13 protein-coding genes are annotated in these 14,117 nt (G+C 59.4%); 8 read left to right on the top strand and 5 right to left on the bottom strand.

Annotated features, from left to right (window positions below):
- The first annotated feature begins 108 nt into the window (after window positions 1-108).
- The 6 genes from DWV43_RS07545 (at window position 109) to DWV43_RS07525 (ending at window position 5,978) form a co-directional block, all read left to right on the top strand.
- Window positions 109-300 carry a hypothetical protein gene (locus DWV43_RS07545; protein ID WP_199569417.1) on the top strand — a complete coding sequence of 64 codons (192 nt, stop codon included), beginning with the start codon at window positions 109-111 and terminating at the stop codon, window positions 298-300.
- A 107-nt stretch (window positions 301-407) separates the two neighbouring features.
- Complete coding sequence (locus DWV43_RS07540) at window positions 408-1,643, top strand: glycoside hydrolase family 105 protein (protein WP_117817712.1); 1,236 nt, start codon at window positions 408-410, stop codon at window positions 1,641-1,643.
- Between the two features lie 2 nt (window positions 1,644-1,645).
- The gene (locus DWV43_RS07535; RefSeq protein ID WP_117817714.1) at window positions 1,646-2,563 is read left to right on the top strand and encodes a sugar phosphate isomerase/epimerase; all 918 of its coding nucleotides are present in this window, start codon (window positions 1,646-1,648) and stop codon (window positions 2,561-2,563) included.
- 50 nt (window positions 2,564-2,613) lie between these two features.
- A complete protein-coding gene (locus tag DWV43_RS10390) occupies window positions 2,614-2,886 on the top strand; it encodes a hypothetical protein (RefSeq protein ID WP_233539228.1) in 273 nt (90 codons plus the stop codon).
- Between the two features lie 15 nt (window positions 2,887-2,901).
- A complete protein-coding gene (locus tag DWV43_RS07530) occupies window positions 2,902-3,831 on the top strand; it encodes an FAD-dependent oxidoreductase (protein ID WP_233539229.1) in 930 nt (309 codons plus the stop codon).
- Between the two features lie 197 nt (window positions 3,832-4,028).
- Entirely contained in the window at window positions 4,029-5,978 is a 1,950-nt protein-coding gene (locus DWV43_RS07525) for an NAD(P)/FAD-dependent oxidoreductase (RefSeq protein ID WP_117817716.1), read from the top strand.
- Between the two features lie 138 nt (window positions 5,979-6,116).
- On the opposite strand, the gene DWV43_RS07520 is transcribed toward DWV43_RS07525, so the two are convergent.
- Together DWV43_RS07520 and DWV43_RS07515 are read right to left on the bottom strand one after the other, a co-directional pair.
- On the bottom strand, window positions 6,117-6,758 hold the full coding sequence (locus tag DWV43_RS07520; protein ID WP_055309683.1) for an RpiB/LacA/LacB family sugar-phosphate isomerase: 642 nt from the start codon (window positions 6,756-6,758) through the stop codon (window positions 6,117-6,119).
- A gap of 266 nt (window positions 6,759-7,024) precedes the next feature.
- Window positions 7,025-7,834 carry a gluconate 5-dehydrogenase gene (locus DWV43_RS07515; protein ID WP_117758209.1) on the bottom strand — a complete coding sequence of 270 codons (810 nt, stop codon included), beginning with the start codon at window positions 7,832-7,834 and terminating at the stop codon, window positions 7,025-7,027.
- A 447-nt stretch (window positions 7,835-8,281) separates the two neighbouring features.
- On the opposite strand from DWV43_RS07515, the gene DWV43_RS07510 reads away from it, so the two are divergent.
- The gene (locus DWV43_RS07510; protein ID WP_158548901.1) at window positions 8,282-9,535 is read left to right on the top strand and encodes an ATP-binding protein; all 1,254 of its coding nucleotides are present in this window, start codon (window positions 8,282-8,284) and stop codon (window positions 9,533-9,535) included.
- Window positions 9,536-9,758: 223 nt separating this feature from the next.
- On the opposite strand, the gene DWV43_RS07505 is transcribed toward DWV43_RS07510, so the two are convergent.
- Window positions 9,759-10,442 carry a YitT family protein gene (locus DWV43_RS07505; RefSeq protein WP_117817718.1) on the bottom strand — a complete coding sequence of 228 codons (684 nt, stop codon included), beginning with the start codon at window positions 10,440-10,442 and terminating at the stop codon, window positions 9,759-9,761.
- 463 nt (window positions 10,443-10,905) lie between these two features.
- On the opposite strand from DWV43_RS07505, the gene DWV43_RS07500 reads away from it, so the two are divergent.
- Window positions 10,906-11,598 carry a GntR family transcriptional regulator gene (locus tag DWV43_RS07500; protein WP_117817720.1) on the top strand — a complete coding sequence of 231 codons (693 nt, stop codon included), beginning with the start codon at window positions 10,906-10,908 and terminating at the stop codon, window positions 11,596-11,598.
- 378 nt (window positions 11,599-11,976) lie between these two features.
- Here DWV43_RS07500 and eda read toward each other — a convergent pair whose 3' ends face one another.
- Both eda and DWV43_RS07490 read right to left on the bottom strand, forming a co-directional pair.
- Complete coding sequence (gene eda / locus DWV43_RS07495) at window positions 11,977-12,618, bottom strand: bifunctional 4-hydroxy-2-oxoglutarate aldolase/2-dehydro-3-deoxy-phosphogluconate aldolase (protein ID WP_089573205.1); 642 nt, start codon at window positions 12,616-12,618, stop codon at window positions 11,977-11,979.
- 254 nt (window positions 12,619-12,872) lie between these two features.
- On the bottom strand, window positions 12,873-13,907 hold the full coding sequence (locus DWV43_RS07490) for a sugar kinase (RefSeq protein ID WP_117817722.1): 1,035 nt from the start codon (window positions 13,905-13,907) through the stop codon (window positions 12,873-12,875).
- Between the last annotated feature and the right edge of the window lie 210 nt (window positions 13,908-14,117).

Raw genomic sequence — 14,117 nt, 5'->3', positions numbered from 1 at the left:
ACCGCCTCGCGGTGACATCGTTTTTATGTCAACCTTGGTCTAACAGAGCCAAAGGATATTCCGGCAAGCAACGAGACGAACCATCTGGGCCTGACACAAGACGCCTATGTGCGAGCGATGCTGGAGGTCTGCGATCGCTACTCGGTGCCGGTGATTGACCTGTATGCGCAAAGCGGCATCAGCCCGTTTTTGCCGGAGCACCGCGAGCTCTACATGCCGGACGGTCTGCATTACAGCCCTGCCGGCTATGAGCGCCTGGCGCATCGCATTGCCGCGGGCCTCGCCGCCGTTTGCCGCTAAAAGGATGCCGTTTACGGGGATTATAGAGTTAACGTTCACCCTATAATCCCCGTTCGCGTTACACTAGGGTAAACGTTCACCCATCAATAACGTCAGAGGGGACAGCAATGGGTTGCAATCAGATTCTGGACCGTTATATCGAGCAGTTGATCGAGACCTCTACGCCGCAGGCGCCGGCTTGGAACATCGAAAAGCTCCGTGCCGGCAAGGAAAATACCTGGAATTACATTGATGGCTGCATGATCAAGGCGCTCATCGAGCTGTACGAGATCACGGGCGAGCAGCGCTATCTGACCTTCGCCGACGATTACATCGACTTTTTTGTCCAGGACGATGGCACCATCAAGCATTACGATCCCCAAGAGTACAACCTCGACAACGTTAATGCGGGCAAAACCCTCTACAAGCTCTATGACCTAGTGGGCAAGCCCAAGTACCGCGCCGCAATGGATACCATCTACCGTCAGCTCGAGACCCAGCCGCGCACCAAAGAGGGCGTGTTTTGGCACAAGGCCGTCTATCCCAACCAGATTTGGCTCGATGGCATGTACATGGCGCAGCCGTTCTACATGCAGTACGAGCTGAGCTTCCACAACCGTCGCGCCTGCTCGGATAGCTTCCATATGTTCCAGGTCGTGCGCGACCTGATGCGCAACCCCCTCAACGGCCTGTACTATCACGCCTACGACGCGAGCCGCAAGCAGTTCTGGTGCGATCCGGTCACCGGTCTTTCGGCTAACTTCTGGCTGCGCGCCGAGGGCTGGTTTGCCATGGCACTTATCGACACCTGGGAGCTCATGCCGCCTTCGATGTCGGCCGAGAAGGACGAGATTCGCAAGATGTTCCACGATCTGATCGACGCCATGCTGCCGTATCAGGACGAGCAGACCGGCATGTGGCACCAGGTCATCAACCTGCCCAATATCGCCCCCAACTATCTGGAGGAGTCGGGCAGCGCCATCTTCGCCAACGCCATCATGAAGGGCGTGCGCCTGGGCGTGCTGGGCGAGCGCTACTACCAGTACGGCCGCCGTGCGTTTGACGGCATCTGCGACACGTGCCTGTCCGAGCGCGATGGACAGTTGGCGCTTGACAATATCTGTCTGGTGGCGGGCCTTGGCAACACCGCGCACCGCGAGGGCACGTTTGGCTACTACATGAGTGAGCCCGTCGTCAAAAACGACGCGAAGGGCGTGGCGCCGCTGGTGCTCGCCTATATCGAGACCATGCATCATGACAAGTTGGCCGGTAAGCGCGATCCGCTCGCCCCCTCGGGCGTCTGCTCCATCGACGACCCGTTTGGCGGCTACACGCCGGGCATCAATGCGTGCAAGGAGGCCTAGGCATGGCGCAGTCGAAAGGCGCGCTGAGCGTCGGTGTGCGCCTGCACGACCTGCCCGAGGGCACGGTGGAGGAGCGCATTCGCATGGCAGGCAAACTGGGTTTCTCGTGCATCCAGCTGCCGAGCAAAGTACTCTACAAGTCCTTTGGCATTAACCGTTCCGGCCTTACGAACGAACTCGCCGACCATCTGCGCGAGGTGCTCGACACCAACGGCGTGCAGGTGGCGGTGCTCGGCTGCTATAAAAACCTGGCAACGCCCGATCAGAATCAGCTGGTGGATACCTATGCCGAGTACGAGGCGTGCCTGAGGTTCGCGCGCTGGCTTGGGGGCTGTCCGGTGGGGACCGAGACGGGGCGCCCCAACGCGCAGAACAAGATGGCCGATGACCGTTTTTCGGCCGCTGCGCTCGATGCGTTTTGCAAAGGACTCGCACGCGTGTGCTCGATGGCCGAAAAGGAGGGCGGCGAGCTTCTGATTGAGCCCGGCTGGAACGAGATCGTCAACACGCCCGAGCGTTGCCGCGAGGTTCTGGAACGCGTTTCGAGCACCGCACTCGGCGTGATCTACGATCCGGTGTCGCTGCTGCACCCCGCGATCGTCGGTGAGGCTTCCGAGCAGGTGTCGCGCATGCTGCATTTGTGCGGCAGCAAGATTCGCGTGCTGCATGCCAAGGACTACGAGATTGTAGACAACGAGGACCAGGATGGCTGGTGCGATGGCTCGGGCTCTCGTTTGGTATGCCACGGCGCCTGTACGTGCGGAAACTTTGATTTTGAGGCCATTGCCGCCTGGGCAGCCGCCGCGCGACCGGGCATTATGACCGTTATCGAGAACAGCACACCGTCCACGGTCGAGCGTTCGCGCGACGAGTTGCTGCGCATGGGCCGCAGCGTGATGTGCGAGCACGTGATTCTGTAACGAAGCAGGTTGGCGAAAGAGATTGTCGTAGAGGTCCAGGAGAGGAACCGATGGCTATTCATATTGTTGAGGAAGCGAACCGCTGCCTAGGTTGCAAAAAGGCGTTCTGCCAGCTTAAAGGCTGCCCGGTGCAGACGCCTATTCCGCAGGTCATTGACTTGTTCAAGCAGCGTCGTCTGGAAGAGGCAGGTGAGCTGCTGTTCCAGAACAACCCCATGAGCGCGGTCTGCTCCATGATCTGCAACCATTCGGGCCAGTGCGAGGGCGCGTGCATTCAGGGCCGCAAGGGCGCACCGGTGCATTTTTCGAGTATCGAGAACTAAATCTCGACTGCATATTTGGACCGTAAGGAGTGGAAGCCCGCGCCGTCGTGCGGCAAGCAGGTTGCCGTGGTCGGTTCCGGTCCTGCCGGCATTACCGTGGCCATTAAGATGGCCCAGCTGGGCTGTGCCGTCACGGTGTTTGAGCAACGCCCCGAGATCGGCGGCGTGCTGGAGTACGGCATCCCCGAGTTTCGCCTGCCCCGTGCTCTCGTGCAAAAGTACCGTCACGTGATGTGCTCGCTTGGCGTACGCGTCCGTCCCTCGACCACCATTGGCGGCGCGCTGCATATCGACGACCTGTTGCGCGACGGCTACGATGCGGTCTTTGTCGGTACCGGTACCTGGCGCGCCCGCAAGCTGGGTATTCCCGGCGAGTCGCGTGGCAACGTACTGTTTGGTATCGATTACCTAGTCGATCCCACGAGCGTGGCGATCGGTCAGAACGTGGCGGTTATCGGCGCCGGCAACGTGGCCATGGATGTTGCCCGTACGGCTCTGCGCTCGGGCGCTCGCAAGGTTACCGTGTATGCCCGATCGCGCCATATCTCGGCCATCGATGACGAGGTCGAGCTGACCGAGCTTGACGGTGCCGAGATCGTGCGCGGCAAGGCGATTTGCGCCATCGACGATAACGGTCCGGTGTTCGAGACGGCTATCTTTGACGAGGACGACAACGTGGTGGGCTACGAGGAAGAACTTGACCATGTGCCCGCCGACACGGTTGTGATTGCGGCCTCGCAAGTGCCTAAGGACAAGCTGGTGCTTACGACGGGCGGTCTGGAGACCGACCATCGCGGTCTTCTTTCGGTCGATGAGTGCGGCATGACCACCGTGCCTGGCGTCTTTGCCGCCGGTGACGTGGTCAACGGCCCGCTCACCGTGGTCCATGCCGTAGCCGGCGCCAAGCTCGCCGTCGAAGGCATGACCAGCTATCTGGGCCTCTAACCCACCCCGCCCATCAGTTGCGGTGGAATACGGACTGTTTTGGCTGTCAAAGGCCTTATTTACTCCGTATTCCACCGCAACTTTTTGTGGGCTGAGTAAAAGCCGGGGGAGCGTGTACGGTCGGGTGCAGCGCAGTTGCTGATACGATAAGTACGTTAGCAACTGCCGCCGAGCGGCTCAAACGAAAGGAACCCTGTATGGAGTCTTCCGCCTACCCGATGCTCTTTAGCCCGATCAAGGTCGGTACGACCGAGGTCAAGAACCGCGTCTTTATGCCGCCGGTGTCCACGAACCTGGCCGATCATGGCTATGTGACCGACGACTTGGTCGATCATTACCGTGCCCGTGCCAAGGGCGGCGTTGGCCTGATCATCACCGAGGTCGTGACGGTCGAGCCCACCTATACCTATCTACCGGGTGACATGTGCTGCTACGACGACACGTTTATCCCTGGCTGGGAAAAGCTCGCCGCGGCCGTCCACGAGTATGGCTGCAAGATCATGCCGCAGCTCTTCCACCCCGCCTACATGGCCTTTAACATTCCGGGCACGCCGCGCCTGATCGCTCCGTCCTTTGTGGGCCCGTCCTATGCCCGCGAGGCGCCGCGCCCCATCACGGTCGATGAGATCCACGAGCTCACACATCAGTTTGGTGACGCTGCTGTGCGCATGCAGAAGGCCGGTGTCGACGGCGTCGAGGTCCATGCGGCACACGCCCACGGCATGCTCGGCGGCTTTTTGACCCCGCTCTATAACAAGCGCACCGACGAGTACGGCGGCTCGCTCGACGCCCGCATGCGCTTCCTGCTCGAGGTCATCGCCGAGATTCGCGAGCGCTGCGGCAAGGACTTTATCATCGACGTCCGTATCTCGGGCGACGAGTACACCGATGGCGGCCTGACCCTCAACGACATGATCTATGTCTCGCGTCGCTTGGAGAAGGCCGGCGTCGACATGATCCACGTGTCGGGCGGCACTACCATCAAGCGCGGCTCCGCCATTCCCGCCGCCGGTACGCAGCAGGCCTCGCACGCCGCCTGCTCGCGCGAGATCAAAAAGCACGTCAACATTCCCGTCGCCACCGTCGGCCGCATTAACGAGGCATGGATCGCCGAGGAGCTGATCGAGGACGGCGCTGCCGACATTTGCATGATGGGCCGCGCCAATCTGTGCGATGCCGAGTTCTGCAACAAGGCTGCTGCCGGCAACGCCGACGACATCCGCCCCTGCATCGGTTGCCTGCGCTGCCTGAACGGCATCATGTTCGGCAAGCGCATCTCCTGCACCGTCAACCCGGACGTGGAGCGTGACGAGGCTGGCTACGAGCCTGCCGCCGAGGCAAAGAACGTGCTCGTTGTGGGTGCCGGTCCCGCGGGCATGGAGGCAGCCTACATTGCCGCCAAGCGCGGCCATAACGTGGTGCTCGTGGATAAGCAGGACGAGCCGGGCGGCGAGATGCGCATTGCGGCCGTTCCGCCGGCAAAGCAGGAGCTCACGCGCGTGATCAAGTACCAGTATCGCCGTCTTGCTGAGGCGGGCGTGAAGTGCGTCTTTGGTACCGAGCTTTCGGCCGAGGACATTCAGCGCGACTACGCGGGTTACGAGGTTGTCCTGGCCTATGGCGCCGAACCCATCGCCCCGGCCTTTATGCAGGGCTTTAAGCAGGTCATGACGGCTGATGACCTGCTGGGCGGCAAGGCTTTCCCGGGCAAGAAGATCGTCATTGTGGGCGGCGGCACCGTCGGCTGCGAGACGGCCGATTACCTGGCCCCGTTGGTCAACGATCTGTCGCCGGCCAACCGCGATGTCACCGTCATCGAGATGACCAAGACGCTTGCCGCCAACGAGGGTGGCGCCGGTCGCGCGGTGCTCATCACGCGCATGCTCTCCAAGGGCGTTCACGTGCTGACCGAGGCCAAGGTGACTGAGATTACCGAGGACGCCATCAGTTACGAAAAGGACGGCGAGGTCCACACCATCGCCGACGCCGACACGCTGGTGCTTGCCATGGGTTACCGCCCCAACACCAAGCTGGCCGATGACCTTGCCGTTGCCGGCGTTGCCACCCACGTGCTGGGCGATGCCCAGAAGTGCGGCAACATCCGCGACGCCATCGGCGACGGCTACAAGGTCGCCTGCGAGCTGTAGGCTCTTGGCAAATAGGGGAGCGGCCGCCTTGCGGTGGCTCAAGCGATAGCCAATCAAAAAAGGCGCCGCGACACATGGATTGTCGCGGCGCCTTTTGCTTGGCGGTTTGTTGGGGGTCGGTGCGCCCCGTGGGCCTTATTACAGGCCCAAGATCTCCTTGACCTTGGCGATGATGGCCTCGTCGGTGGCGTTGGCAAAGAAGTACTCCTGGAAGTGCTCACCAGCGAGGGCGCCCTTCACCAGATCCTGATCGATCTCGCCCAGGACGTCGACGAGCGGACGCATGGTCACAGCGCGCACGCCGTCGAGGATCTTCTTGTTGCGCTGCTCGGGCTCAACGCGCTCGGCGGGGTAGCCGTTGCCCGAGCCAAAGCCAAAGAGCTTCTCGAAGGTGTACTCGAGGTTGAGCTCCTGGCCCCAGCCGTTCTTGAGGGCGAAGGGCATGGCGACGGCGTTGCCATCGTTGACCTGGGCAAAGGTGTAGGCATCCAGCGGGTCGGCAACATGGCCGCACAGCACGCCGGGGAAGGAGTTGCAGGCGAGCATGGCGCCCTCGCCGGTGCCGCAACCGGTCACGACGTAGTCGGCAGCGCCGGAGTTGAGCAGCACGGCGGCAAGAATGCCGTTCTGCACGTAGGTGAGGGGCTTGGAGTCGGCGTCGGCATACATGCCATAGTTAAAGACGGTGTGGCCCATGGGCTCGACAACCTTCTTAAGGGCAGCCTCGATCATGGGGTTCTTGGAGTTCTGAGAATTCTCGTTGATTAGAGCGATCTTCATTTGAGTTAACCTTTCAACTAAATCTTCCAGTTTTTTGTTTCTGTGCGCGGGCGGCGGCAAAGCCAACCCGCGATGAGCTATGCGGGCGGTCGGCAGTTAAGTCTGTCGCGAGTTCCGCACAAACCGAAGCGCCTGTGTTGGCTGGTGCGTGACGGTGGCGAGGGCGCGCGGAGTGCGGCAGATTGGCGTGAAAGAGGAGCGAAGCGTACTTCGGTACGCGAGCGACGGTTTGAGCGCCAAGGTGCCGTGCTCCGCGCGGCCGCAGCCTATTGCGGCTGTTTGCCGATGTAGGCGAGGATGCCGCCGTCCACGTACAGAATGTGCCCGTTGACGAAGTTCGATGCGTCGGAAGCCAGGAACACGGCGGGGCCCTTCAGGTCCTCGGGCGTGCCCCAACGGGCGGCCGGCGTCTTGGCAATGATGAACTGGTCAAACGGGTGGCGGCTGCCGTCGGGCTGCGTCTCGCGCAGCGGTGCGGTCTGCGGCGTGGCGATGTAGCCGGGCCCAATGCCGTTGCACTGGATATTGGCCTCGCCAAACTCGGAGCAGATGTTCTTGGTGAGCATCTTGAGTCCGCCCTTGGCGGCGGCATAGCCGGCGATGGTCTCGCGGCCCAGCTCGCTCATCATGGAGCAGATATTGATGATCTTGCCGTGACCCTTGGCGATCATGCCCGGCAGGCAGGCCTTGGACACGATGAACGGGGCATTGAGGTCGATGTCGACGACGCGACGGAAGTCCTCGGCGCTCATGTCGAGCATCGGGGTGCGCTGGATGACGCCGGCGTTGTTGACCAGAATGTCGGGCGTGGTGCCAAAATCGGCCTCGATCTTGGCGATGAGCTCGGCGACGACGGCCTCGTCGGTGACGTCGGCAACATAGCCGTGAGCATCAAAGCCCAGCTCGCGGTAGTGCTTCTCGGCCTCGGCGACCTTGTCGGCGTGACGGGCGTTAAAGGCGATCCTGGCGCCGGCTTCGCCGAGTGCCTCGGCCATGGCCATGCCGATGCCATAGGTGGCGCCGGTCACGAGCGCGACCTTGCCGTCCAGGCGGAAGCTGTCCATAAGGTTAGACATTACAATCCTTCCAAAAGAAACGTTCATCTATATAAGTCTTGCTTCTATTACAAGTTCAGTATAGGAGAAGCGGAGGAATTAAAAGTCAGGTTTTCCTAGAATCAGGTGAACGTTCACTTTTAAAAGGTGAACGGTTGTAGCCGCTCGTCGCGATATCTGCTACATGGAGTAGCGCCCGTGCGCATCGCATTTCTCCTCTCATAGATGCGCGGCGCAAGAGGTCCCGAGTTCAACACGAGCTCGGGGCCTTTTTGTTTGGATTACGGACGCATTGCCGGACGAAAACACTATGCGTTTGGTAAATAGTCGTATGAACGTGAAATTTGTATCTAGTTTCCGTACGCAAATAAGACGAAAACAGTTTGCGTCTGGTTCTAAGCCGTACGCAAATGTTTTTCGTCTTATAATACGGTTCAGATGAGCATGAAAAGGAGAGGGACCGTACGTATGGTTGTCAGAGAGAGTCCTACCGTCGAATACAAGGAAAGCGTAACGCCGACGTTTCTTAAAACGGTGAGCGCCTATGCAAACTACGGGACGGGCAAGATAGAGTTTGGCGTTGACGACGGTGGTGTTGCAGTCGGTCTTTCTGACCCGGTTGCGGAGTGTCTGCGCATCGAGAACATGATTAATGACAGTCTGGATCCTGCGCCTCGTTACACGCTCGAGCTCGACGAGAACCGCGGAACTGTAACGCTTACGGTTTACGAGGGGCAGGACAAGCCCTATCGAAGCAAGGGGAAGGCCTACAGGCGAAATGATTCGGCGACGGTAGAGGTCGACCGTTTTGAGTACGGCAGGCTGACGCTCGAAGGCAGCAATCTGACGTTCGATGCGCTCACCTCGGCTCGCCAGGACCTGAGTTTTCATACGCTCGAACACAAGTGCATCGAGCATCTAGGCATTTCTGAGCTCACGTCGGATATCATGCGAACGCTTCGCCTGCTCGGCAAGGATGGCTATACCAATGCCGCGGCGATATTGGCGGATAACAACGAATTTCCGGGCATCGACTGCGTTCGTTTTGGCGACACCGAGGACGTGCTTTTAGATCGTGAGACGACGACGGGCCTGTCTGCAATTGAGCAGGTTGATAGAGCAGTTGCCATGTTCGCGCGCTACTATCGTTATGAGCGCATCGAAGGTGTCGAGCGTGTTCAGACCGACCGGATTCCCCTCGAGGCATTCCGCGAGGCAGTTGCAAACGCTCTAGTGCATCGGACGTGGGACGTGCAAGCGAATGTTCAGGTTGCTCTGTATGATGATCGCGTCGTTGTGACTTCACCCGGGTCGTTGCCCGCTGGCTTGACGACGGAGCAATACCTGTATGGACAGATATCCGTGCTCAGAAATCCCATCGTTGCCGAGGTCTTCTTAAAGTTGGACTATATCGAGAAGTTTGGAACGGGAATTGCGCGCATTAGGCGTGCCTATCGCGATTCGATTAATCAGCCGGTCTTTGATATTCGTGGCGGCGTGGTAGCTGTCGCGTTGCCCGTTACCGATGCCTTTGAAGGGTCTGGAGAAGAGGCTCAGGTTCTTAAGGCCTTGTCGGGCGGACGAATTATGTCGCGAAGTGAGATTGAGAAACAGACGGGGCTGAGCCGTGCGCGAACGCTGTCCGCGCTCGAATCTCTGCTCAGCCGAAACGCGATCATGAAACAGGGGACAGGCCGCGCCACGAAATACGAGCGAGCGTAGTCCGAAAGACCTGTGTTACCAGGCAGGCCCCAAGCCGCGAATGGCTTGGGGCCTTTTGCATGCCGGCTGGCAATGGACCAATTTATGTCAAGTTATAGCAACATATAGCTCCGCTTGCGGGGTTTGCGACGGGCTATTCCTCATCGTCCGTATAGCGCGTGCGTCGTTATTTGCGACATCGATATGCCGGGCACTCGAGCCTCGTTTGCTCCGCGGCTGTTCGCTATTTGGCGCCAAACGCCATGCGGACGAATCGCTGGGCAAACAGCTTGTTGGCGAAGTTGATGATGTGGCCCAAGAACAGTGCCGAGATGGCGGTGGTTACGCCAAAGCCGCCTAAGTTGTGCATGCATACCAGCGACAGCGTGAGCGAGGCGGCGACATGCGAGCAATCGAACATGACCTTTACGTCTCCAAAACGGCGCTTGAGCTTTTCCGCAATGACCTGCACCAAGCCGTCGGGTGCGTTGGGGACAACGCTCATGTTGACGACAAGACTTACGCCAACTGCGGTAACGGTGAGGGAGAGCAGCATGGTCGCAACCTGTGCGGGGAGCGCCGTGGGGTGCAGCGGATTGATCGCCATAAAGTAATCGGTGAAGCCGCCAATCAGTGTTGAGAAACAAAGCTCGAGTAAAATACGCGGCTGAAATTCGCGTCGCAAGATGGCCAATTGCGCCGCGATGTAGACGACATAGGTAACAGTAATCCAAAAGCCGAGCGTCTTTCCCGTGAGCATGGATAGGGTCGTGGCAAAGCACGTGAGCGCAGCGACGCCCAGGCCAGATGCCGTCTGGAGGCTCATACCGAGTGCCAGCACGGCAACGCCCGCCAGATACATCAGCATTCTTATGACGGTATGACGCCAGTCGATCTTCTCGCCATGCATGATGATGAGCGGTCGCATGCTGCTGCATCCTTTCGATTGAAGGATATTTAAAGAGAAATGTCTGACCTGGGCCGGCAAAAAGAGGGTTATCGGAGGCACTGCCTCAACGGCAGAAAAGCCGGCCCCATGGTCAGTCGTCTAGGAATGTCTCGTTGTGCCAGAATGGGACTGAAGGGCTCAACGAGACGGGAAGAAAGCAAATGGCATGGCATGGGCAATAGGATGCCAAGATGGTAGGGTGCGTCTTAGCATCCTATTGCCCAGGCTTGACGAAATCGGTTTCGTTGAGATTTAGTATACGTATGGGAATCCATTTGCAAAGCGAAATAGAAGAAATTAGGTGAACGTTCACCTAATTGCAACAACTTATCGGTCAAAAGCCGAATCCCGGCCCTACCCCTCAAACATCGCCGTGGGATGGGGGATGCGATAGTATTACGTGGAGTTATTCGACAAACCGTGGGCTTCATTCGAGGGCTTTATGGAACAGCACCAGCATTATCAGAGCCTGCAAGATCAGGCATACAACGCATTGCGCTCCAAGATCATCTATGCCGAGCTCAAGCCTGGCACGCGCCTTTCGGCGATTGGTCTGGAAAAGGAGACGGGAATCGGGCGCACGCCCATTCGCGAGTCCTTTGTGCGTCTGCGTGAACAGGAGCTGGTGGAAACGCGTCCCAAAAGCGGCACCTATGTCTCAAAAATCAGCATGGAGCGCGCTGAGAACGCCTGTTTCTTGCGCGAGAAACTCGAGAGAAGCGTGCTCATTAAATGCTGCTCTGCCGCCACGCCCGAGCAAAAGTATCGGCTCGAGCAGATTCTTGCCGAGTCCGAGTCGCTCGATCATCGTGAAACGCGTCGCTTTTTCGATCTGGACAACCTGTTCCATGAGACATGTTTTGAGATTGCTGGTCGCCACATGTTGTGGGATTGGATGAAGAGCGTCAACACGCATTTTGAGCGATACAACTGGTTGCGTATGGTGTCGCAGGATCTGGATTGGGAGCCGATTCGTCGGCAGCATCGCCGGATTCTCGAGGCCATTAAAAAGGGCGATACCGACACGGCGAGCTACCTGGCAGAGACGCACCTGCATCTGATGCCCGAGGAGCAGGGCCCGGTTATCGCCTTGCATCCCGACTATTTCGAGCTGTCCAAAGACTCGGCCATCTAACTCGTTCCCTACATTAGTTGCGGTGAAATAGGGACTGTTTTGCGGCTTTGACGACGTAAGCAGTCCGTATTTCACCGCAAGTGCTGGGACACATCGGGGCATGAAAAAGCTGCGGCGCCGTTTGGAGGAAAAGACCGGAAGCAAGGGTCCATTCCTCCAGACGGTGCCGCAGCTGTTTTGGTGGACTGGATTATGTTGAGTCGGTTGATTGGCCGGGAAAGCAAAGCGGCTCGGGCGCGTGTCGCTTCCGTCACGTTCTATCAGCATACAAGACGGTTTTGGTTCTTGTTCGTGACGGAAACGGCGCGCTTCCGAGCCGCTTTAAAAGAAAGGGGGCGAGGTCTAGGGCACGCCCCCTTTCACGATAGAGAGCTAAACCTAGCCGCGGACCTTCTTGACGACGTCCATGGCCTCGCGGGCGATCTGCTCGACCTTGGAGAAGTCGCCATCGGCGAACAGGGCGGGCTTGACCATCCAGGTGCCACCGCAGGCGATGATGGCGGAGGAGCTCAGGTACTCCTCGACGTTGGCAGTGCTCACGCCGCCGGTGGGCATAAAGCGATGGCCGACAAACGGAGCGGCGAGGGCCTTGATGGTGTTCAGGCCACCATACTGAGCCGCGGGGAAGAACTTGGTGACCTTGAGCCCCAGGTTCTCGGCGGCGGTAACCTCGGAGGGGGTCACGGTGCCGGGAAGGACGGGCAAGTCGATGTCGATGCAGTGCTTCACGACGTCCTCGTTGTAACCCGGGGAGACGATGAACTTGGCACCGGCGGCGCGGGCCTGCTCAACCTGCTCGACAGTCAGGACGGTGCCAGCGCCGACGCACATCTCGGGCTCGGCCTCGGCCATAGCGGCGATGCACTCGGCGGCGCAGGCGGTGCGGAAGGTGACCTCGGCGGACTTCATGCCAGCTGCCATAAGGGCGTGGGCGAGCGGTGCGGCGTCCTCGACCTTATCGAGCACGACGACCGGCACGATGCCCAGGGACTCAAGCGTGGTGTAGAACTGATCGAACATGATGTTCCTTTCGATGTACGGCGCGCGCTGGCGCGTGATTGCCAAATATGCTGGTCATGAGCCGGTTTTGGATTGGTTATCGGAGGCACTGCTTGGGGTCACAAGCAATTCCAAAACCGGCTGCGCGACCAGTCGTGTAGGGAATGCCAGACAAAACCGGAATGGGACTGGTGGTTTTGTCCGACCGGAGAAATCGGGGAGCGGGCCGCAGAGGTATGGGTATGGAAAGCTGCGGCCCGCGGAATGGGGACGGCTTAGCGCGCGACGCGGGTGCCACCGTCGGCGGCGGATGCCACGGCTGCGATCTCGTCTGCGGTCACCAGGTTGGAATCGCCCTTGATGGTGAGCTTGAGGATCGAGGCCGCAATCGCGTAGTTGACGGCGTCCTGCGGATCGAAGTCGTTGATGAGGGCATGGACCAGGCCGGCGTTGAAAGCGTCGCCGGCGGCAACGCCCTCGAGCACGTGCACGTCGTGAGCAGGGGAGAACCAGTGCTCGCCGCTCTCGGCGTCAAAGAGCATGCCCATCCAAATGGAGCGCTCGACGCAGGAGATGTTGCGGACGACCGAGGCGACCTTCTTGCAACCGTACTCGTCGCAGATCTGACGGGCCATCTCGACGTAGGTGTCGCGCTCCTCAATGCCGTGGGCAAGGGAGCCGGAGACGCAGGTCATACCGAGACCGGCAGGAGCGTCCTCGTCGTTGGCAATGCAGATGTCAACGAGCGGCAGGAGTTCCTTCATGGTGGCCTGCGACTTCTCGGGCGACCACATCTTGCCGCGATAGTTCACGTCGCACACGGTGGTGATGCCTTTGGCGCGGCAGGCGGTGAGGGCATCCTTGCAGGCGGCGGCCATCTCGTCGGAGACGGCGGGCGTCACGCCGGAGAAGTAGAAGACGTCGATGCCCTTGAGGATCTCGTCCCAGTCAAAGACGTCGCGCTTGGCCATGTTGATGGCAGAGTACTTGCGGTCGTAGACGCAGCCGTTGCCGCGCTGCGAGGCGCCGACCTCAAACACATAGGAGCCAAGACGGTCGCCCTGGCGCACGACGCGCGAGGTATCGACGTCGTAGACCTTCAGCGAACGCAGGGCGCACTCGCCCAGACGGTTGGCCGGGACAACGGAGACGTAAGCTGCCTTGTCACCCTGGTAGGCCAGGGAAAGGGCGGTGTTGGCCTCGGCGCCGCCGTAGCGGACATCAAACTCGGTGGCCTGCTCAATGCGCAGGTGATCTTTGGGCGAGAGCCTCATCATGATCTCGCCGAAGGTAAGAACCGTTTTACCCATGGTCGCGCAGCTCCTTCTTGCTCGTGCGTTCACCTTTGATATGGCGTTGGCACGGAGGTGCCAAGACGGTAGGGTGCATCTTTGCACCTCCGTGCCAACGCTTGCCGAAATCGGTTTACGAAATCGGTTTCGTTTCGAGTTGTAGTATACTCATCTACAACGTTTTGCAAGCGAGATTTTTAAAAAAATGCCTAAAATGGCTCAGACTGC

The sequence above is a fragment of the Collinsella sp. AF05-9 genome (genome assembly GCF_003465595.1).
In the GTDB taxonomy this organism is placed as follows: domain Bacteria; phylum Actinomycetota; class Coriobacteriia; order Coriobacteriales; family Coriobacteriaceae; genus Collinsella.
Note: the sequence above shows the minus strand (reverse complement) of the source record. Positions and strands in the feature narration are given on the sequence as shown.

Excerpts from the sequence above, each read along its gene's own strand:
- DWV43_RS07520 (WP_055309683.1), bottom strand. The coding sequence starts at position 6,758 with ATGAAGATCGCTCTAATCAACGAGAATTCTCAGAACTCCAAGAACCCC.
- DWV43_RS07525 (WP_117817716.1), top strand. The coding sequence starts at position 4,029 with ATGGAGTCTTCCGCCTACCCGATGCTCTTTAGCCCGATCAAGGTCGGT.
- DWV43_RS07490 (WP_117817722.1), bottom strand. The coding sequence starts at position 13,907 with ATGGGTAAAACGGTTCTTACCTTCGGCGAGATCATGATGAGGCTCTCG.
- DWV43_RS07505 (WP_117817718.1), bottom strand. The coding sequence starts at position 10,442 with ATGCGACCGCTCATCATCATGCATGGCGAGAAGATCGACTGGCGTCAT.
- DWV43_RS07540 (WP_117817712.1), top strand. The coding sequence starts at position 408 with ATGGGTTGCAATCAGATTCTGGACCGTTATATCGAGCAGTTGATCGAG.
- DWV43_RS07500 (WP_117817720.1), top strand. The coding sequence starts at position 10,906 with ATGGAACAGCACCAGCATTATCAGAGCCTGCAAGATCAGGCATACAAC.
- DWV43_RS10390 (WP_233539228.1), top strand. The coding sequence starts at position 2,614 with ATGGCTATTCATATTGTTGAGGAAGCGAACCGCTGCCTAGGTTGCAAA.
- DWV43_RS07535 (WP_117817714.1), top strand. The coding sequence starts at position 1,646 with ATGGCGCAGTCGAAAGGCGCGCTGAGCGTCGGTGTGCGCCTGCACGAC.
- DWV43_RS07510 (WP_158548901.1), top strand. The coding sequence starts at position 8,282 with ATGGTTGTCAGAGAGAGTCCTACCGTCGAATACAAGGAAAGCGTAACG.
- DWV43_RS07515 (WP_117758209.1), bottom strand. The coding sequence starts at position 7,834 with ATGTCTAACCTTATGGACAGCTTCCGCCTGGACGGCAAGGTCGCGCTC.
- eda (WP_089573205.1), bottom strand. The coding sequence starts at position 12,618 with ATGTTCGATCAGTTCTACACCACGCTTGAGTCCCTGGGCATCGTGCCG.